Annotated in this window: 19 protein-coding genes and 1 pseudogene; 9 read left to right on the forward strand and 11 right to left on the reverse strand. The window is 69.9% G+C overall.

The window, feature by feature from the left end; all coding sequences use genetic code 11:
- On the forward strand, nt 1-584 hold a 584-nt coding region (locus V6U90_RS29505; RefSeq protein ID WP_334443620.1), incomplete at its 5' end, for a methyltransferase.
- A 234-nt stretch (nt 585-818) separates the two neighbouring features.
- Here V6U90_RS29505 and V6U90_RS29510 read toward each other — a convergent pair.
- The gene (locus V6U90_RS29510; protein ID WP_334443622.1) at nt 819-1,187 is read right to left on the reverse strand and encodes a polyprenyl synthetase family protein; all 369 of its coding nucleotides are present in this window, start codon (nt 1,185-1,187) and stop codon (nt 819-821) included.
- Here V6U90_RS29510 and V6U90_RS29515 point away from each other — a divergent pair.
- A complete protein-coding gene (locus V6U90_RS29515) occupies nt 1,153-2,397 on the forward strand; it encodes a cytochrome P450 (RefSeq protein ID WP_334443625.1) in 1,245 nt (414 codons plus the stop codon). The two genes, V6U90_RS29510 and V6U90_RS29515, sit on opposite strands and share 35 nt — an antisense overlap.
- A 54-nt stretch (nt 2,398-2,451) precedes the next feature.
- On the forward strand, nt 2,452-3,537 hold the full coding sequence (locus tag V6U90_RS29520; RefSeq protein WP_334443627.1) for a Zn-dependent alcohol dehydrogenase: 1,086 nt from the start codon (nt 2,452-2,454) through the stop codon (nt 3,535-3,537).
- Between the two features lie 53 nt (nt 3,538-3,590).
- Here V6U90_RS29520 and V6U90_RS29525 read toward each other — a convergent pair whose 3' ends face one another.
- The gene (locus tag V6U90_RS29525) at nt 3,591-4,475 is read right to left on the reverse strand and encodes a bile acid:sodium symporter family protein (protein ID WP_334443629.1); all 885 of its coding nucleotides are present in this window, start codon (nt 4,473-4,475) and stop codon (nt 3,591-3,593) included.
- Nucleotides 4,476-4,877: 402 nt separating this feature from the next.
- Here V6U90_RS29525 and V6U90_RS29530 point away from each other — a divergent pair.
- Nucleotides 4,878-5,075: pseudogene (locus V6U90_RS29530) on the forward strand (polyprenyl synthetase family protein); the annotation flags it as partial.
- A gap of 110 nt (nt 5,076-5,185) precedes the next feature.
- Nucleotides 5,186-5,959, forward strand: coding sequence for a ScbA/BarX family gamma-butyrolactone biosynthesis protein (locus tag V6U90_RS29535; protein ID WP_334443663.1), 774 nt, complete (start codon nt 5,186-5,188; stop codon nt 5,957-5,959).
- Here the strand turns inward: V6U90_RS29535 and V6U90_RS29540 are convergent.
- Both V6U90_RS29540 and V6U90_RS29545 read right to left on the reverse strand, forming a co-directional pair.
- Complete coding sequence (locus V6U90_RS29540; RefSeq protein WP_334443631.1) at nt 5,905-6,609, reverse strand: ScbR family autoregulator-binding transcription factor; 705 nt, start codon at nt 6,607-6,609, stop codon at nt 5,905-5,907. The genes V6U90_RS29535 and V6U90_RS29540 overlap by 55 nt on opposite strands.
- Nucleotides 6,610-6,823: 214 nt before the next feature.
- On the reverse strand, nt 6,824-7,714 hold the full coding sequence (locus V6U90_RS29545) for a sigma-70 family RNA polymerase sigma factor (RefSeq protein ID WP_334443633.1): 891 nt from the start codon (nt 7,712-7,714) through the stop codon (nt 6,824-6,826).
- Between the two features lie 183 nt (nt 7,715-7,897).
- Between V6U90_RS29545 and V6U90_RS29550 the strand changes: the two genes are divergently transcribed.
- Nucleotides 7,898-8,362, forward strand: coding sequence for a carboxymuconolactone decarboxylase family protein (locus V6U90_RS29550; protein ID WP_334443635.1), 465 nt, complete (start codon nt 7,898-7,900; stop codon nt 8,360-8,362).
- A 92-nt stretch (nt 8,363-8,454) separates the two neighbouring features.
- Here the strand turns inward: V6U90_RS29550 and V6U90_RS29555 are convergent, their stop codons facing one another.
- Genes V6U90_RS29555 through V6U90_RS29570 form a run of 4 tightly spaced genes read right to left on the reverse strand, consistent with a single transcriptional unit; the run spans nt 8,455 to nt 13,035 of the window.
- Nucleotides 8,455-9,999, reverse strand: coding sequence for a 4-hydroxyphenylacetate 3-hydroxylase N-terminal domain-containing protein (locus tag V6U90_RS29555; protein ID WP_442933691.1), 1,545 nt, complete (start codon nt 9,997-9,999; stop codon nt 8,455-8,457).
- Complete coding sequence (locus V6U90_RS29560) at nt 9,999-11,342, reverse strand: aminotransferase-like domain-containing protein (RefSeq protein ID WP_334443640.1); 1,344 nt, start codon at nt 11,340-11,342, stop codon at nt 9,999-10,001. The genes V6U90_RS29555 and V6U90_RS29560 overlap by 1 nt, the downstream gene beginning before the upstream one ends.
- A complete protein-coding gene (gene hppD / locus V6U90_RS29565; RefSeq protein WP_334443643.1) occupies nt 11,339-12,382 on the reverse strand; it encodes a 4-hydroxyphenylpyruvate dioxygenase in 1,044 nt (347 codons plus the stop codon). The genes V6U90_RS29560 and hppD overlap by 4 nt, the downstream gene beginning before the upstream one ends.
- Nucleotides 12,382-13,035 (reverse strand): O-methyltransferase, encoded by a 654-nt coding sequence (locus V6U90_RS29570; protein ID WP_334443646.1) that lies wholly within the window; start codon nt 13,033-13,035, stop codon nt 12,382-12,384. Before V6U90_RS29570 ends, hppD begins: the two co-directional genes overlap by 1 nt.
- A 101-nt stretch (nt 13,036-13,136) precedes the next feature.
- On the opposite strand from V6U90_RS29570, the gene V6U90_RS29575 reads away from it, so the two are divergent.
- Nucleotides 13,137-14,471 (forward strand): ABC1 kinase family protein, encoded by a 1,335-nt coding sequence (locus tag V6U90_RS29575; RefSeq protein WP_334443648.1) that lies wholly within the window; start codon nt 13,137-13,139, stop codon nt 14,469-14,471.
- A 130-nt stretch (nt 14,472-14,601) separates the two neighbouring features.
- Here V6U90_RS29575 and V6U90_RS29580 read toward each other — a convergent pair whose 3' ends face one another.
- From V6U90_RS29580 to V6U90_RS29590, 3 genes are all read right to left on the reverse strand, one after another.
- Nucleotides 14,602-15,201, reverse strand: a complete 600-nt coding sequence (locus tag V6U90_RS29580; protein WP_334443650.1) for a class I SAM-dependent methyltransferase — start codon at nt 15,199-15,201, stop codon at nt 14,602-14,604.
- Nucleotides 15,202-15,336: 135 nt separating this feature from the next.
- The gene (locus tag V6U90_RS29585; protein ID WP_334443653.1) at nt 15,337-15,957 is read right to left on the reverse strand and encodes a DUF6073 family protein; all 621 of its coding nucleotides are present in this window, start codon (nt 15,955-15,957) and stop codon (nt 15,337-15,339) included.
- 651 nt (nt 15,958-16,608) lie between these two features.
- Nucleotides 16,609-17,463, reverse strand: coding sequence for an ABC transporter permease (locus V6U90_RS29590; RefSeq protein ID WP_334443656.1), 855 nt, complete (start codon nt 17,461-17,463; stop codon nt 16,609-16,611).
- A gap of 347 nt (nt 17,464-17,810) precedes the next feature.
- Here V6U90_RS29590 and V6U90_RS29595 point away from each other — a divergent pair, with 347 nt between their 5' ends.
- Entirely contained in the window at nt 17,811-18,317 is a 507-nt protein-coding gene (locus tag V6U90_RS29595) for a winged helix-turn-helix domain-containing protein (RefSeq protein WP_208817743.1), read from the forward strand.
- 121 nt (nt 18,318-18,438) lie between these two features.
- A partial coding sequence (locus V6U90_RS29600) for a Clp protease N-terminal domain-containing protein (RefSeq protein ID WP_334443660.1) occupies nt 18,439-19,008 on the forward strand: 570 nt, incomplete at its 3' end.

A 19,008-nucleotide genomic window follows, 5' to 3' on the forward strand; every position in this document is an offset into this window, starting at 1 on the left:
CACCGAACTCGTCGCCGGCTGTCCCTGGCTACCCACCGGCGCAGCGACCACCTGACCAGTCACCTGTGGTCGACGTCGGTGGCGGTAACGGTACCCTGATCTCGGCGATCCTGAAATCCTCCCCCGAATCGCGCGGCATCGTTTTCGACAGCCCGACCGGGGTGGAGAAAGCCGCGCAGGTGCTCGCCGACGAAGGGGTGGCCGACCGGTGCGACGTCCATTCTGGCGACTTCTTCGTTGAGGTTCCGCGCGGCGGTGACGCCTATGTCATGAAGAGCATCATCCATGACTGGTCGGATGAACAGTCCATGGTCATTCTGCGGAACTGCCGGGAGGCAGTACCGGCCGACGGTCGGCTGCTCATCATCGACCCGGTCCTTCCGCCGCCGCCGGTCACCGAGTCCCTGGCCTCGCCGTTCGCCTATCTGAACGACCTCGCCATGCTGGTCAAGCTCGGTGGCAAGGAGCGCACGGAGGCGGAGTACGAGGCGCTGCTGTCCGCCGCCGGGTTCCGGAAGACCCGGGTGGTCCCGCTGGCGGGTCCGGCCCGCATCTGCCTGATCGAGGCGGTACCCGTCCCGTAGTCCCGAACCGACGTCACCGTGGGGTGGCGGGGTGTGTGCCGTGCTGCGGCCATACCCCGCCACCCCTTCGCTCTGTCCGGGTCCTTCGGTCTGTCGGGGACTGCTTCCGGCGTACGGAACGGCCGGTCCGGCCGTGGGCGTGCCGCGACGGCGTGACCCACGACCGGATCCGTGCGGTGGGCGTCGGTAGGCCCCTGCCACGTGCACGTCAGCGGACGCGCACCCCGACTGACGTCAGCCCTCCCGGAGGACCATCCGACGGAACAGGCGTACCAGTTCCTCCCGGGCCCGTGGCGTCAACCGGGCGTCCCGGAGCTGGTTGACCGCGTCCTCCAGGTACGTGCGGGAGAGCCGGTCCGCGCCGGCCCGGCCGCCGGCCGTCTCGACCAGTCGGGCCCACCGCTGCAACTCCGGCTCCAACGGGTGGCGTGGGACGGCGCGGAGCGCCTCGGCGAGCTGGGCGCCGCTGGTCCGCCCGGAGCGTAGCGCGAGGATGACCGGCAGGGTCTTCTTCGACCGTCGCAGATCGCTCATCTCCGGTTTCCCGGTGACCCCGGGGTCACCCCAGATGTCCTCGACGTCGTTGGCGACCTGCCACGACACGCCGGGCCTGCGGCAGGACTTCTACGCGGTCTTCTCCGCCGAGGGCGCCCAGCAGGTGCTCGCCCGGTCGGTGGGCTTCCGCAAGGACGACGTGTTCTACGAGGAGATCCGGGAGACCTTCGGCAACGGACTGCTCACCAGCCAGGACAGCGACTACGTACGCCAGCGCCGGCTCATCCAGCCGCTGTTCACCCGCCGCAAGGTGGACCGTTACGCGCGGGCGATGTGCGAGGAGACCCTCGCCACGGTCGGGGAGTGGCGCGGTCGGGACGGCACGGTCATCGACGTGCTGGACGAGGTCACGCTGCTGACCCAGCGGGTGGTGACCCGCGTCCTGTTCGGCGCGGCCAGCGAGGAGGCCGCCGAGGTGGTCGGCCGCAACTTCCCGCTGCTCGGTGAGTACATGTTGCGTCGGGGTTTCTCGCCGGTACCGCTGCCCCGGTGGCTGCCCACCCCGGCGAACCGGCGGGCCGCCGCCGCGCGGCAGGAACTCTACGACGTGTGCGACCGGATCATCGCCGAGCGCGGCCGTGCCGGGTCCGAACAGGGTGACCTGCTCAACCTGCTGCTGCGGGCGGGCGACGGGGAGGACGACCGGTTGACCCCGGACGAGATCCGCGACCAGGTCCTCGTCTTCTTCCTCGCCGGGCACGAGACCACCGCGACGTCGATGATGTTCGCCCTCTACCTGCTCGCCAACCATCCGCAGGAACAGGCGCGCGCCCGGGAGGAGGCCGACCGGGTACTCGGCGACCGGATCCCCGGGGCGGCCGACTTCGACCAGCTGTCGTACATCCACATGGCGATGAAGGAGGCGATGCGGCTCTACCCGCCCTCACCGGGGATCAGCCGCCGGGCCACGGCCGACACCGTCATCGACGGCCACGTCATCCCGGCCGGGAAGATCGTGCTGCTCAGTCCGTGGGTGACCCAACGTCATCCCCGGTACTGGCCGGACCCGGAGCGGTTCGACCCGGAGCGGTTCACGCCGGAACGGGAGGCGGCCCGTCCCCGCTACGCGTGGTTCCCGTTCGGTGGCGGCCCGCGTGCCTGCATCGGCCAGCACTTCTCGATGCTGGAGGCGGTCCTGGCCATCGCGGTGATGCTGCGGCACTTCGAGTTCCAGCCGATCGACACCGATCTGAAGCTCACCCAGAAGCTCGCCCTGCGCTCCGTCGGCCCCGTCCGGTGCCGCATCGTGTCGCGGTGAGCCCTGCCCTGCCCCGCTGGCCGTACCGGGCCGGCCATGAAGAAGGAGGATCCCATGCGGGCGGCGGTGCTGAACGCCAAGGCCGACGGGAAGCTGGACCTGCGCGACGATGTCGATACCGTCGGCCCCGGGCCGGACGAGGTGCTGATCCGGGTCAGGGCCACCGGGGTGTGCCATTCGGACCTGTCAGTCATCGATGGCCGCCTACCGACCAGCGACGACGCCCTGGTCGTCGGCCACGAGGGGGCGGGGGAGGTGCTGGCGGTCGGTGACCGGGTCCACACGGTACGCCCCGGCGAGCACGTCGTGATCAACTGGATCCCGTCCTGCGGGCGGTGTCCCGAGTGCCGCAACAACGAGGCGCACCTGTGTATGTCGTTCATGGCCGACCTGTTCGGTAAGCCCCGGTTCCGGGTCGCCGGTCAGCCGGCTTTCGGGATGGCCGGCACCGGTACCTGGGCCGAGCGGCTGGTGGTGCCGTGGCAGGCCGCGATCCCGATCCCGGACGACCTGCCGTTCGTGCACGCGGCCCTGTTCAGCTGCGGCATCTCCACCGGTGTCGGCGCCGTCCTGAACACCGCGCAGGTCCGTCCGGGCTCCTCGGTGGCCGTGATCGGGCTCGGCGGCGTGGGGTTGTCGGTCGTGCAGGGGGCGCGGATCGCCGGTGCCACGACGATCGTCGGCGTCGATCCGCTGCCGGCCAAGCACGCCGTCGCCCGGCAGTTGGGCGCCACCTCGGTGACGGCGCCGGCCGATCTGCCGGCGGTCCGCGACGAGGTGACCGGGGGGCGTGGCTTCGACTACGTCTTCGAGGCGGTCGGCCGGGCGGACGCGATCCGGCAGGCGTGGGAGATGACCCGACGTGGCGGCGACGTCATCGTGGTGGGCGCCGGTGCCCCGGACGACCTGGTCGGGATCAGCGCCTACGAACTCCTCTTCGCCAGCCGGAACATCCGGCCCTCGGTGTACGGCGGATGTGACCTCAACCGGGACCTGCCCAGGCTGCTGGAACTGTACCGGTCGGGGGCGCTCGACCTGGACAGCCTGATCAGCGCGCGGATCAGGTTCGACGACCTGAACGACGCGGTCGCCGCGTTGCAGCGTGGGGATGTCCTGCGGCAGATCGTGGTCTTCGACTGAGTAGGTCCCGTGGTCACGGGTGCCGCCCCGTACCGGGGCGGCACCCGTGGCGGTCAGGCCCGGGTGGACGCCACGGCGGGCTGCCGGCCGCGGGTCACCAGGGTGACCGCTACGGCCGCGCAGGGAATGGTGACGATTGCGTAGACGACGGCCGGCACGGCCATCTCCGCGCTCGCCAGCATGCCGGGGCTCAGCGCCACCGCGACCGCCAGGCCGCTGTTGTGGATGCCCACGTCCATACCCACCGCGACGGCCTGCGACCCGGCCACGCCGAGCAGGCGCGGGACGAGGTAACCGACGGTCAGGCTGGTTACGCAGAACAGCGTCGCGGCCAGGCCGGCGGCACCCAGGTAGTCGAGGATGCGGGACCGTTCGAGGTACACCGTCAGCACCGCGACCACGGTCAGGAACAGCACGGAGAGCACCTTGATCGGCCGGTCCAGGCGTACGGCCAGGCCGGCCTGACGGGCGCGTACCGCCATACCGACCAGCACCGGCACCAGAATGATCGTCATGAGCTGGGCCACCTCGGTGAAGCCCAGCTCGACGGTTGCCGCGCGGCCGGGCAGGAAGTGCCGGATGGCGAGGTTGACCACGATCGGCAGGGTCACCACCGACAGCAGGGAGTTCACCGCGGTGAGGGAGATGTTCAGGGCGACGTCCCCGCGGGCGAGATGACTGAACAGGCTGGCGGTGGTGCCACCGGGGGAGGCCGCGAGCAGCATCATGCCCACCGCCAGTTCACCCGGCAGATTGAGGGCGGAGACCAGCAGGAGGCAGACCGCAGGTAGCAGGACGATCTGGCACGCCAGGCCGATGCCCACGGCCCGACGGGACCGCAGGACCCGGCGGAAGTCGGTGGCTGTCAGCGACAGGCCGAGACCGAACATCAGGACGGCGACAACTGCCGGTAGCAATGCGTCGATAATTGATGACACGCCGACCACGACTCCTCTGGGTGAATTCTGCCTGCGACTTCCCCTTAGTGACCCTGGACCATGGGTGCGGCATTTGCAATGCTCCGCTAGTCGCCGTCCGGCATCCACATTCGTGACATGTCTGTTGATGTCAGTGGCGTTGCTGATCCCGTTTGCTCCACGGTACTTTCAGTTCGTTCTGCGAAGCCGTCGCGTCGGGCGGCGGTGTTCTGATCCCGGATTTCCCGGCTCCCCGCAGGCGGACGAACCCCTGTCGGTGTCTGTGCCAGTGGTCGAAGTGGACCGAGGAGAGAAATGGCAGATAAAGTGATGTCGGTCGAATCCGGCCCCTCGTCGGCGATCGATCTGGTGGCCGTCCGGCGTGCCGTGGACGAGGTGCTGCACGAATTCGTCGCCGACCGGATGCGATCGGCTGCGGGGCCGGAGCTGCTCCCCGCCGTGGCGGCCTTCGACGAGTATCTCGCCGGAGGCAAGCGGTTGCGGCCACTGCTGTGTTACTGCGGCTGGTACGCGGCCGGCGGGGCGGTGACGAGCCGGTCGGTACTGCGCGTGGCGGCGGCGCTGGAGCTGTTCCACACCTTCGCGCTGATCCACGACGACCTCATCGACCTGGCCGACAGCCGGCGTGGCCGTCCCACCCTGCACCGGGGCCTGGGTGCACACCACCGTGAGCGTGGTGACGTTCCCGAGCCCAGTGGCCCATCGGGCACCTGCTCTACGGCCGCCGCGACGGCAGGCTCGACCCGATGCTCGTGGCGGAGACCATCCGCCAGGCCGGGATCCTCGTCGCGCACGCGGGTTACGGCGTCAGCGACGGGCACCACTTCGTCATGCGCCGTCTGGCCTGGCGGTGCGCGCCCGGTGCGTTGCGCGCCCCGGACGGGCCGGTCGAGTGCGTCTGCGTCGTCCGGGTCAGCGAGGTGGTCCGCCGAGCCGACACCGTGGGCGGTCTCCGCGTCGATGTGCAGTTCTGCCGGGACGGTGAGCACTTCGCCGCCGGCAGCGGCTGGGTCAGCTGCCTGAGCCCACGGGTCTACCAGCGGATCCGCGCCCGGTCCCGCAGCAGCTTCCCCGATCAGGGAGGCCCACCCGGGGACGTGCCACCGGCCCTGCCGGCGAGTGTGGGCCGGGACTCGGTACGTGACATCGTGGTCGGCCCGCGTGACGAGACCGGCACACGCGCCCTGAGGGTGCCGTTGGACCACCCGGGCTTCTTCGACCACCCGGTCGACCACGTGCCCGGGATGGTGCTCTTCGAGGCCATGCGTCAGTTCGCCGTCTCGACACACGGGCCGGCGGCGCGACTGGTCGCCGCCGAGGCGTGCTTTCCCCTCTTCGTGGAGCTTGACCGGCCCTGCCGGATCGAACCGGAGCGGGCGGCGGCCGGTCACCCGGCGGGCTTCATGCGTCGGGTCGGCCTGTCCCTCGTTCAGGACGGCCGGGTCGCGGTCCGCGGCTCGGTAACCGTCACCTGCCGACCCTGACCCGGCACCGCAGGCATGACCTCCCTGCCTGCCGCCACCACGAAGCTCAGGTAGTAGGTGAGCTTCCGGCCCGGGATCAGACCCGGCAGGACGAGTCTCCAGAGATCCCCCACCTGGTCGGCGAGGTGCTGCCGGAAGTCGATGACCTGGGCGACCAGGTGCAGGCCGGTGAAGCTGCTGACCAGGAACCGCGCGATGCGGTCGAGGTCCATGTTGGTCCGGATGTCGGCCTCGGCCTCGGCCCGCTGGAGGATCTGGGTCGTCATGGCGATCCAGTCCAGATAGGGATCCGGCAGGGGGCGCTCGAACGTGTGCTCCAGCGTCAACCGGATGCCGCCCCGCACGACCGGGTCCACCCGCAGTTGCCGCGCCAGCCGGTAGGACATCCGGATCAGCGCCTCCAGGGCGGGCGTCTCCAGCCCGGCCACGGTCGCCGCCTCCGCCGCCCACAGTGCATGTTGTTCCTGCACCACCGCCTGCGCCAGATCCTGTTTGGACCGGAAGTGGAAGTAGAGCGCACCCTTGGTGACGCCGGCGTGGGCGACGACGTCGCTCAGACCCGTGTTGCCGTATCCGTACCGATCGAACATCTCGGCGGCGGCCCTGATGATCGCCGCCCGTGTCTGCTCCGCCCGTGTCTGCCGTGGCATGTACCCATCCTAAAACCGGTCGCCCGGTATCTTAACAGTGTTGACGGATTGCTGAAGGTTCCCACAGGACCTCGCCCACGCGCTGCCCTACTACGCCGCGCTCCTTGGTGCGTCGGCACCGGGGTGACGGCTGGAGCGTCGAGGTCCGGATGGACATCAACCCGCGCGGCGGCTGGGCCACCGACCGTGTCGCCAGCACCCGGCCCGGCGCGGTCTACCTCTGATCAGCGGGCGGCACCTCACCGATGACGATGTCGAGCGCCGCCAACTGCTCCGGGTCGGCCACCGTCTCGATGGCGAGGATCCGGTCGGTGACGGTGAAGCTGAGCGCGATCCGGGTACGTCCGCCGACGACCACCACCGCGCCGGGCGCTCCGTCGACGTAGGCCGGTAGCGCGGCCTGCGTCCGGCCGTTGAAGAAGCCGGCGATGGCGGCGGAGCCGCGCGCCTCGGCGGTACCGCCCATGCTGACCGCCACCGGGTCGGCCCGCATCACGACGTGCGGATCGAGCAGGCTCACCAGGTCGTCGAACCGGCCCTCCCGGGCAGCGGCCAGGAACGCCTCGACCACCCGCCGCTGGCGGGCCGGGTTGGTCTCCGGGGTCGCGCCGCTGTGCTGCACCCGGCGGCGGGCGCGGCTGGCGATCTGCCGTACGGCGGCCGGGCTGCGGTCGACCACGGAGGCGATCTCCTCGAAGGAGACGGCGAACATGTCGTGCAGCACGAACACGAACCGCTCGGTGGGCGCGAGGGTGTCCAGGACGACCAGCAGCGCCCGACCGACCGACTCGGTGCGTAATGCCTCCCGCTCCGGGTCGACGGTCTCCACGTCCGGCGTGCCGGTCTCCGGGCCGGTGGTGTCCCAGGGCTGCTCCGGTCGGTTTGTCCGGGCGCGTAGCCGGTCCAGGCAGACCCGGCCGACGGTGGTGGTCAACCATCCGGGCAGGTTGTCGATGTCGTCGACGTCGGCCCGGCTCAGCCGTAGCCAGGTGTCCTGGACGGCGTCTTCGGCTTCGGCGCGGGAGCCGAGCATCCGGTGGGCCACCGCGTGGAGCCGGGACCGGTTCTCCTCGAAGTGTCGGGCCAGCAGGTCCGTGTCGCTCATCCGCCGCCCTCCACCCCATCACCGACCGGCGCATCCCGGGACGACGACACCCTGAGCCGGGACCGCGATGTGACCGCCGCCACATCTGTCACACCGTCAGCCTGACCGTCGACATCCCCGTGACGGACCGGGACGCCGCGCCGCGTCGTACGCCGGTCACCCTAACAGGACAGGACGGACAACATGATCATCGAACCGCGCATGCAGAACCCCGCCGCCGTGCTGCCGGACGCCGTGCAGGCCATCAACCTGCTCTACAAGGCCGCGCACTCGGCCGGCGTGCCGGGTAGCACCCTGGAACTGGTGCACCTGCGGGCCAGCCAGATCAACGGCTGCGCACCCTGCGTCGACTCGGGCGCCCGTACCGCGCGAGAGGCCGGGGAGACCGAGGAGCGGTTGTTCGCGCTGCCCGCCTGGCGGGAGACGCCGTACTTCACCGAGGCGGAGCGGGCCGCGCTCGCGCTTGCCGAGTCGGCCACCCGGCTCGCCGACCGGGGCGACGCGGTGCCCGACGACATCTGGGCCGAGGCGGCCCGGCACTTCGGCGAGAAGGAACTCGCCGCCATCGTGCTCTGGGTGGCCACCACCAACTTCTTCAACCGGCTCAACGTCACCACCCGCCAACCGGCCCCGCAGAACTGGGGCTGACCGCCCGGCGCTCGGGCAGGTGATGCCGCCCCCGGGCACGGGGCCGGGGGCGGCAGGCGGTTCCGGGTCAACCGGCGGCAGGTGGTTCCGGGTCAACCGGCGGTGGGGAAGAGGCTCTCCGGGTTGACCAGGTCCGGCGCGGTCCAGCCGTTCAGGTCGTACTCGGACAGGCAGCTGTCCACCAGGTCGAGCATGTGTCCGGCGATCCCGGCCGCGGTGCCCTTGCGCAGCACCTGGATCCGGTTCTCCTCGGCGTTGCCGGCGTGGCTGCGCTCGTACAGCTCGTGCCGGCCGGCGAACTCGCTACCCACCGCGTCCCAGAGCAGTTTCATCACCTTCACCCGGTCGACGGCGGTGTAGCCGTGCGAGCCGCGCAGGTACCGGTCGAGGTACGGCCGGATCTCCTCGTTGTGGAAGTCGGCCACGTTCGAGTTGAGGTAGATCAGGCCGCTGCCGACGCTGTGCTGCACCAGCTCCCGGACCTTGCCGTACGCGATCGGCGCCAGCACCCGGTAGGTCAGCGCGTACTCCTCGTTGGGCTGAACGTACCCGTCACCCCAGGGCACCGACCGCTCGATCATCGCGTCCGACAGCGCCCACATCAGGTGCCGCCAGACCATCACCTCACCGATGTTGGCCTGCACACTGCGGAACTCGCCGGTGCCGTTGATCTCCACCGCGCGGTTCATCAGGCCGCAGATGAAGTCCAGTTTCGTCGCCAGCCGGGTCACCCCGTGCAGGGTGAACCGGGGCAGGAAACCGGAGCGGTGGAAGAACGAGTTGGCCTTCTCCACGTCCCCGTAGATCAGCACGTTCTCCCACGGGATCAGCGCCTTGTCGAAGACGATCACCGCGTCGTTCTCGTCCATCCGGCTGGCCAGCGGGTAGTCGAACGGGCTGCCGGTCTGCGCGGCGGTCATCTCGTACGACGCCCGGCACAGCAGCTTCACCCCGGGGGTGTCCATCGGGGCCATGAACACCACCCCGAACCGGCGTTCCTTGATCGGCAGACCGTGGTGGGCGATGAAGTTGTAGTGGGTGAGCGCCGATCCGGTGGCCACCACCTTCGCGCCGCTGACCACGATCCCCGCGTCGGTCTCCCGCTCGACGTGCACGTACACGTCGGCCACCTCGTCCGGCGGGCGGTGCCGGTCCACCGGCGGGTGCACCATGGCGTGGTTGACGTGCAGGACCCGTTCCTGGCAACGCCGGTACCACATCCGCGCGTTCTCCGCGAACGGGTCGTAGAAGTCGGCGTTGCCGCCCAGCGTGGCCAGGAACGACGCCTTGTAGTCCGGCGAGCGGCCGAGCCAGCCGTAGCAGTGCCGCTGCCAGGCGGCGATGGCGTCCCGGGAGGCGCGCAACTCGTCCTTGCTGCGGGGCGCCCGGAAGAACCGGTGCGTGAAGCCGCCGGAACCGGTGTCCGTCGGCATGGTCAACACGTCACGCTCGGCCGGATTCCACAGCGCGTCGTAGAGCCGGGCCAGCATCCGGGCGTTGTTACGGAACGCCGGATGCCCGGTGACGTCCTTGACGCGTTCCCCGTAGATCCATACCTCGCGCCCGTCGCGCAGGCTCTCCAGGTACTCGTCGCCGGTGAACGGAAGCCGCTCGGGTTCGGGCTGCGCCACGCGAATCAACTCCTCGGGTCGGCCGCGATAGCGGCGGAGCGGTCACGCACCAGGCGGGCCAGACGGCGGACCCCCTCCTCGATCTGCTCCGGTGTCAGCGCGCTGCACGACAGTCGCAACTGGCGCCGTCCGCCACCGTCGAGATGGAAGTAGCTCATCGGGGTCCAGAGCACCTGGTACCGGCTGGCGGATTCGGCCAGCACCTCGTCGTCGACGTCGAACCCGACGGTGACCACCACGAAGAACCCACCGGCGGGGGTGTTCCACCGCACCCGGTACCGGTCGCGCTCGCGGGGCGGGAACTCCCGGGCGAGGCTGTCCAGCAGCACGGTCAGGTTGCGCCGGTAGAAGGCGGCCCGGTCGGCGTTCGCCTCGTCCAGCCGGCAGTCCGCGCGCAGCAGCATCCCCCCGATCACCGCCTGGGCCAGCGCCGAGGTGTTCACAGTGATCATGCTGCGGAGCAGCGAGAGCTGCTCGGCCAGCAGGGTGGTGCGCCCGTCGGGCAGGCGGACCGGTTGGTCGGCGACGACGTAGCCGACGCGGGCGCCGGGGAAGCAGGTCTTGGCGAAGGTGCCGATGTGCACCACCCGTCCGCCGGTGTCCAGCGCCTTGAGCGCCGGCTCCCGGCGCGCCCGCTCGGCCAGGAAGCCGTACGGGTCGTCCTCGATCAGGATCAGGTCCTCGGCCTCGGCGACGGCGAGCAGGGCGACCCGGTCGGCGTACGACAGGGTGTGCCCGGACGGGTTGGCGAAGTTCGGCACCACGTAGAGCGCCCGGGGCCGGCGGCCCTCCGCCCGGACCCGCCGCGCCGCCTCGGCCACGTCGGCCGGCGCCAGCCCGTCCGGTCCCTCGGGTACGCCGACCACCGGCACGCCGAGCAGTCCGGCCGCGCCGAGCATGCCGATGTAGCAGGGGGACGGGACCAGCAGCACGTCGTCCCGGCCGGGGCAGAGCGCCCGGGCGCAGACCAGCATGCCCTCCTGGGCGCCGGTGAGCACCACCACCGCCTCCGGGTCGACCCGGAGCCCGGTGTCGTTGGCCAGGGTCCGGGTGACCAGTTCGTGGATGTGCCCGGCGGTACGCCCGTACTGGAACAGTTGCCGGGTCACCCCGACCTCGTCCAGCCCCTTGTCCTCACGCAGGTGACGCAGGTAGCGGTCGAGCAGGTCGGGCAGTTCCGCCGGGTCGAAGAACCCGTCGTACGGCCGGCCGGCGGCCAGCGGGATCGCCTCCGGGTGCCGGGCGGCGATCTCGTTGAGGAACGTGGCGGAGCCGATCACCGGCTGGGCGAGCGCGTCGCACAGGTCGGCGAGGGTGAGGGCGACCCCGGTGCCGGCCGGCGCGCTCATGACCGTTGCGGGACCGTGCTGGTCACCCGGTCGTGCTCGACGGCCTCGTAGAGGGCGCGTACGTTGCCGCTACCGAAGGTGCGGGCGTTGCGCCGTTCGATCAGCTCGTAGAAGAGCGTGCCCCGGGTGTGCGGCGACTGGGTGAAGATCTGCAACAGGTGTCCCCAGTGGTCCCGGTCTACCAGAACGTCGACCGCCCGCAGCGTGTCGATCTCCCCGGTCAGCTCCGGTACCCGCTGGGCGAGCATGGTGTAGTAGCTCTGCGGCGCCTGCAGGAAGCCCACGCCCTGCCCGCTGAGCCGGGGCACCGAGACCGAGATGTCGTCGGTGAGGAAGGCCAGGTGCTGCACCCCGGCACCCCGGTGGTCGGTCAGGAACCGGTCGATCTGGCCGGGGGACCGGGTGGTGTCCGGCTCGATCAGGGTGAACGTGATGTCCCCGGCGTTGTTCTGCACCACCTTGGAGTCGATGGCCTGGTCACCGACCTCGACCAACTCCTCGAAGATGGTCTGGAAGCCGAAGACCTCGACATAGAAGTCGGTGGTCGGCACGAGCCGGCCGTTGGGCAGACAGATCGCGATGTGGTCGATGGTCTTCAGCAGGCCGTCGTCGACGGTGGCCGTACCGTCGAGCCGCTGGACGAAGGTGTGCTCCAGGTCCCCCGGACCGGACACCGTGGCGGTGACCGCCCGCGCCCCGTCGGCGAGTCGGGTCTCGGCGGGTGCGGTGACCGCACGGGCCCCGCGCCGGACCGCGGTGTCGAAGGCGCCCGCGGCGTCCTCGACCCCCATCGCGATGTCGGCGACCCCGTCGGCATGCCGGGCCACGTAGTCGCTCACCCGGCCCCGGCCGGCGGTCGGAGCCTTGGCCACCACCCGGATCCGCCCCTGGGTCAGCAGGACCGAGGTGTGCTGCTCGGTGCCGTCGTCGGAGGTGACCGGCGGGTGCGCGGTGAAGCCCATGGCGTCGCGGAAGTACTCCACGACGTGGTCCAGCCGGTCGGTGAGCAGGGCGACATGGTCGATGCCGACGGGATCCATCAGTCCCGTCCTTCCGCTCGCCGGATGAGCAGGATGCCGTCGCGGATGGTCAGCAGCACGCAGACCAGGTCCGGGCGGGCGGCGACCATCTTGTTGAACCGGTGGATGCCGTCGGTGGCCGGGTCGCCGTCGCAGTTGTCGATGACCGCCCCGTTCCAGAGCACGTTGTCCACCGCGATGACCCCGTTCGGGGACAGCCGCTCCAGCAGCGGGTCGAGGTACTCGGAGAAGTTGGCCTGGTCGGCGTCGAGCATGACGAAATCGAACGGCCCGGGCAGCGACTCAATGGTTTTCAGCGCCGGCCCGACGCGGACCGTGATGCGGTCGGCATAGGGGCTGGCGTCGATATGGCGCTGGGCGATCGCGGCATTTTCCTCGCTCAGCTCGCAGGTGGTGATATGCCCACCCTGCGGCAGTACCTCGGCCATGGACAACGACGAGTAGCCGGTGAAGGTGCCGATTTCGAGTACGGCACGCGGCTGCAACGCCAAGAGGTAGAACTGCAGGAAACGGGCCTGGACCGGGCCGATCATCATTTGCGGCAGTTCGCAGAGGCGACGCGTTTCGGCGGCGACCTCCACCAGGTGCTCGGGATCCGATGTGGTGTGCGCGGCGGCGTACTCTTCGACGCCGGGTAGCGTTATCGCCTTCACGGGGACGAGGCTAGTCGGCTGCCTTGACGAGCTGCGAAAATCCTTCAGCGCCCCGAAACATCCCCGGCCGGTGTTCTGCTTACTGTCGCACTCTTGGGAGGATGTCGCATCGACGACTGTGGCTCGCGGAGGTGGGCATGCCGGAACCGCGCTGGTATCAGATGTGCGGGCGCGCCGCTCAGGTGACGGGGGTGCTGGCGCGGCACGCGCTGGCGACCGTACCGGCGGTGGCGCGTAACGCCCCTCGGGGCTCCACCGTGGTCCGCGCGGTGCTGCGTGACCGGCTACGGGCCCTGGTCTGCGGGTTGGGGGCCAGCTACATCAAGGGCGCCCAGCTGCTCAGTACCCGGCAGGACCTGCTCCCGGCGGCGGTCTGCGAGACGCTCGGGCAGCTACACGACCGGGTGCCGGCGATGTCGACGGAGCAGGCCCGGACTGCGGTGTCGTCGGCCTTCGCCGGGCGGGACTGGCCGTTCGTCGAGTTCGACTGGACCCCGATCGCCAGCGGCAGCATCGCCTGCGTCTACCGGGCGACGCTGCACGACGGCCGCGAGGTGGCGGTGAAGGTACGCCGGCCGGGCATCGGACCCCGGATGTACGCCGACTTCGCGATGCTCGCCGCCGGTGCCCGGCTGATGCACCGGCTGCCCGGCATGCGCCGCCTGCCGGCCAGCGAGATGGTCGGGCAGATCAGCGAGGCCGTACTGCGCCAGTTGGACTTCGAGACCGAGGCCGATTCGCTGCGGATGCTCGGCGGTAACCTCAGTGACCTGGACTTCCTGCGGGTACCGACGCCGGTGGACGAGGTACGCGCCGACGGGATCCTGGTCATGGAGTTCATCCCGGGGCTGCGCCGGGTCACCGGCGGTGAACTGCCCGCCGAAACCGCCGCGCTGGCGGTACGCCGGGTGCTGCACTGCGTCTACCGGATGCTCTTCCTCGACGGGGTGGTGCACTGCGACCTGCACCCGGGCAATCTCTACCTGGACCTGCAGGGCGAGGTGGTGCTGCTCGACGCGGGGTTCGTGGTGCACCTCAAGCCCCGGGTCCGACGGCTGTTCGCCGAGTTCTTCTTCAACATGTCCCGGGGCAACGGCCGGCAGTGCGCCGACATCATCGTCCGCAGTACCGACAACGGTGGTGCCGGCGCGGACCTGGAGCGGTTCCGCACCGAGATCATCGAGCTGGTGTCGGCCACCCACAAGAAGTCGGCCGGCGAGTTCCAGCTGGCCCCGTTCGCCGCCAAGCTGTTCGACCTGCAACGCCGTTGTGGCCTGTACGCCGCTCCGGAGTTCGTCTTTCCGCTGCTGTCCCTGCTGGTGATCGAGGGCATGATCAACGAGTTCGACGCCGGAGTGGACTTCCAGGCCGAGGCGAAGCCGGTGCTGATCAAGTCGCTGCTCACCGCCGTACCCCGGGAGCCGGCCGCCAGCTGATCCGTGGCGGCCGTGGTGCTCGTCAGGCGACGCCGGTCCGTCGGGCGTTTCGTGTGATGTACCCGGTGCTGGCCGGGTGGTTCAGCCCCGGGTCACCCGACGCTGACCCGATAGCCGGTCGCGCCGGCGGTCAGGCGGGCTCGGTGACCGCGATGAGCAGGCCGCCCCTGATCCGTCCGGTCCGTACGGTCCGGAGCCCGGCCTCGGTGAGCATGGCCCGCACCCGGGGTTCCCGGTGGTGGTGGGGTAGCTCGCCGAGCAGGCGCAGGACCGGGCGTAGCCAGTCCGGTGGGGGAGTGTGCTCGGCCAGCACGAAGCGGCCCTGCGGGTGCAGGACCCGACGGATCTCGCGCAGTCCGGCCAGCTGGTCCCGCCAGTGCCCGAACGACGTGGTGCTCAGCACCAGGTCGATCGACCCGGTGGGCAGTGGCAGGCTCTCGGCTCCGGCGACCACGAGGGTGGCGGTGGGCAGCTTGGTCTGTGCGACCCGGACCATCTCCGCGGCCGGGTCCGCACCGACCAGGGCGGCCCCGGGCCAGCGCTGAGCGGCCTGGGTGAGCAGCCGACCGGTGCCGCAGCCGACGTCGAGGATGGTGCGCGGTTGGCGGTCGCCGACGGCGTCGAGCACCTGCGGGTCGGCACGTCGGCAGCCCAGTTGTCCGGGGTGCCGATCGTACCGGTCGGCGATCCGGTTGAAGTTCGCTATCGATCCGGGGTCGGGCACGGTCACCCCTTCATTCTGGTCGCCGTCGGCGCTGGTCCGATCTTCACGATTGCGGTGTTGCCGGGGGTGGCTTCACCCCGGGAAGTGGAGCGCCCGGGCCGACGGCGTCGACCCGGGCGTCCGGTGTGGAGCAGGTACGCGTCAGACCGTGGCCGGCTTGAGCGTGCTCGCGGTCTTCGACCACTCGGCCGCGACCTTCTGCGACTCCTCGAAGTGGCCCTGGCGCACGTTGAAGTCGCCGGAGACGTAGGCGCCGACGATCTTGCGGGTGGCCAGCATGTACATGACCGGCTCGGCGTCCGGGTTGGCCCGGTCGTACATGCCGACGCGGTCACCCGGGGCCATCTCGCCGACGGCGCCGATCGGGGGCAGGGCGCCGAACAGGCCCGAGATGTTGATCGGGTCCTTGTTGATCAGCGTCTTGCCCTGCTCGAGCAGCTGCAGCTCGAAGAAGACGTTGAAGTAGCCCTTGAACCGGGTGGAGAAGTCATCCGGCGCGAAGACCATTTCCTCGCCCATGGTCGGCAGCTGCGGGTTGATGGTGAAGAGGAACTCACCGAGGTGCTCGCTGCGGCCCCGCAGGTTCATCTGCAGGATCTGCACGATGATCTTGGTGGGGTCCTGCGGGGTCGGGAAGCTGCGGTTGACGACGAACCAACCGTCGGCCTCGATCGTCTCGGTGTCGCCCGCGATCTCGATCACGGCGTCCGTCCACAGGTTCAGGTAGTCGGTGCCGCCGGGCGGGAAGTAGTTGGTGGTCATCTTGACTCCTTGTCGGGTCGTAGGGACCTGTGCTTTAGAAGCCTATAGCGGATCCGCGCCGAGTCAACAAATCTGTCAATGTCTGGTGGTGGCTTCCTGCTGGGCTGAGATCAACTCTCTGACCTGGTATTTGTGGTCGGAGCCAGGTCGGGCGGGTTGGTCTCGCCCTACTCCCACCGCACTCGCCTGCTATATAAATGAGAAGCAGTCTGCGGCCCCGTGTGGAGGCCGGTCGGCCGCCGGGGCCCGCTCGGAGGGCTCGTCGGGGCCTGCGACGCCGGGTGCCGGCAGCGTGTGTGGTGGTGTCGACGGGCCCGGCGGACGGACGGCTCCCTGGGGCGGGGGCGCCGGAGCTGCGGCGGGCACGCCAACGTCGGCCCGGGTCGACGCGCGGCCGGCCGGGCCGGGGCGGTGTGGCCGAAGCCCGGACCCGGGGCGGCGTGGCGGAAGCCCGGGCCGCGGGTGGGAGCGGGGCATGGAGGAGGTGCGGCAGGGATGGCCGGCAGTGGGCAGGTGGTGCCGGGATGGGTACTGCGCCGCCGCCTGACACCTACCGCGGCGTCCGGCCCGGTACGCCGCTGTGCCAGTCGGGCCGGCCGGCCCGGCGGTATGGAGGGCGGCGGGCCCGGGCCGGTGCGGGTTGCCGGTCGGTCAGTGCCGGGTGCGGCGGCGGTAGGCCACGGCGGACAGCGGGGCGAACACCGCGATGGTGCCGACCGCCCACGCGACGGCCACCCAGACCGTGTTCCCGAGTGGCTGGTCGAGCAGGAGCGCCCGGACGGCGTCCACCACGGCGGTGACCGGTTGATGGGCCGCGAACGCGCCGACCGCGCCGGGCATCGTCTCCACCGGTACGAAGGCGCTGCTGACCAGGGTCAACGGGAACAGCAGGCTCAATCCCAGCGTTTCTACCATCTCGACGCCACCGACGAGCAGGGCGATGAGTGCGGCCACCCAGGCCATGGCCAGGGCGCAGAGCAGCAGCAGGGCCAGGGCGGCGACCCAGGCCAGCGGGCCGGCCTCCGGCCGGAAGCCGACCAGGGCGCCGGTGGCCACCATTGCCAGCAGGACCAGCAGACTGCGGGCCAGGCCGGCGATGGTGTGGCCGGCGAGTACCGAGGCCCGGGCGATGGGTAGCGAGCGGAACCGGTCCAGCATGCCGCCGTAGAGGTCACGGGCCAGGCTCGCGCCGATGGTCACCGCGCCGAGGGTGACGGTCTGCACCAGGATGCCGGGGACCATGAAGTTCGGGTACGTGGTGTCGATGCTCATCTCGACCGCGCCACCGAACACGAACCGGAACAGCAGGACCAGTAGTACCGGTTCGATCAGCGAGAAGATCAGCAGGGCGGGCCGGCGGCGCATGTGGATCAGATTGCGTCGGACCAGCACGGCTATCTCGTCGACCCGGTGCCACAGCGAGGTCGCCACCGGAGGTGGCGCTATTGCGGCTGGTGGACCGGTCGGGCGGGCCACGGTGCTGATTTCGGCGGTCGGACGGCGCACCTGACCTCCCGTATGTCGGTTACCACTTCCTCGCCCTGATTCAAGCGCCGTCACAGGTCTGTCGAGTGGAATCCATCAGCGGGTCAAAAGAAATATCACCGCCTGCAACCTTGTCAAGTCGTTGGTCAATCCCGCGTCACGGCTGCTAGCTCTAACGATGCCAAGATCATCTATTCTCAGCAAACCCCCAGGTCAAACGTTTGACATAAGCTGAGTGTAGTTGTTGATCTCTGAGTCAAGCGGTTGACAAAGGATCAGCTCGATGTAAGTCTTTCAATGGCTTTGGCGCCTCGGGGATAGCCGGCGCCGCTCCCTCATTCGGTAGTCCGCCTGAAGGTAGGTGAACGATGACCGGAGTCCAGTACGAGACCGACGTCAAGCTGGTCCGTTGGCCGGCGGAAGAGGTGCGCCGGGAAAGGTATCGAGCACTGGGGATTCCCCGGCTGCTCGTTGTCGAGGGTGGCTGTCGGCCACCAGTTTGCAGCGATGCCAAAGAGGACTGGATCCGGGCTCCTGTCAGCCGGACCGACCTCGAGGCCCGGATGGCGACACTGCGGGCGAAGGCCTGGGTGGACCGGGTGCCGGAAATCGACCCCGTCGGCGTACTGCGCCACGGTGGCCGGTCCTGCGCCATCTCGCCCACCGAGGCCGACCTGCTGGAGTGCCTGATCCGCAGTTTTGGTGAGGTGGTCTCCCGCGAGGAACTGCTGCAGTGTCTGCCCGAGCGGCCGACCCTCAGCCGACGCAACGCGCTGGACCTGCACATCATGCGGGTACGCAGGCGGATTAAGCCGCTGAACCTGGCGATCCGCACGGTGTGGGGACAGGGATACCTGCTTGAATTGGTCAAGTAACAACCGGTCCGGTCGCGGCCCGGGGATGGTCAACGGTCGTCGGGCAGCGCGCGGTCGCACGGCGGAGTGATTCGTCGCTCGGGTGGCCCGCCGGCGTAGGGCACGTGAGGAGCACGAGGGCATGTTCGAGCGGTTCACCGACCGAGCGCGACGGGTTGTCGTCCTGGCCCAGGAAGAGGCCCGGATGCTCAACCACAACTACATCGGGACAGAGCATGTCCTGCTTGGCCTGATCCACGAGGGTGAGGGCGTGGCGGCGAAGGCTCTGGAGAGCCTGGGCATCTCGCTTGAGGGTGTCCGCCAGCAGGTCGAGGAGATCATCGGCCAGGGTCAGCAGGGCTCCAACGGGCACATTCCGTTCACCCCGCGGGCCAAGAAGGTCCTGGAGCTGTCGCTGCGTGAGGCGCTGCAGCTCGGCCACAACTACATCGGTACCGAGCACCTGCTCCTCGGCCTGATCCGGGAGGGTGAGGGCGTCGCGGCCCAGGTGCTGGTGAAGCTGGGCGCGGATCTCAACCGAGTCCGGCAGCAGGTCATCCAACTCCTCTCCGGCTACCAGGGCGGTAAGGAGGCCCCCGCCGCCGGTACCGCCGCCGGCGGTGAGGCGACCTCCTCGACCAGTCTCGTCCTGGACCAGTTCGGTCGTAACCTGACCCAGGCGGCCCGGGAGGGCAAGCTCGACCCGGTGATC

Origin of the sequence: Micromonospora sp. CPCC 206060, assembly GCF_036906895.1 — a bacterium.
Classification (GTDB): Bacteria; Actinomycetota; Actinomycetes; order Mycobacteriales; family Micromonosporaceae; genus Micromonospora.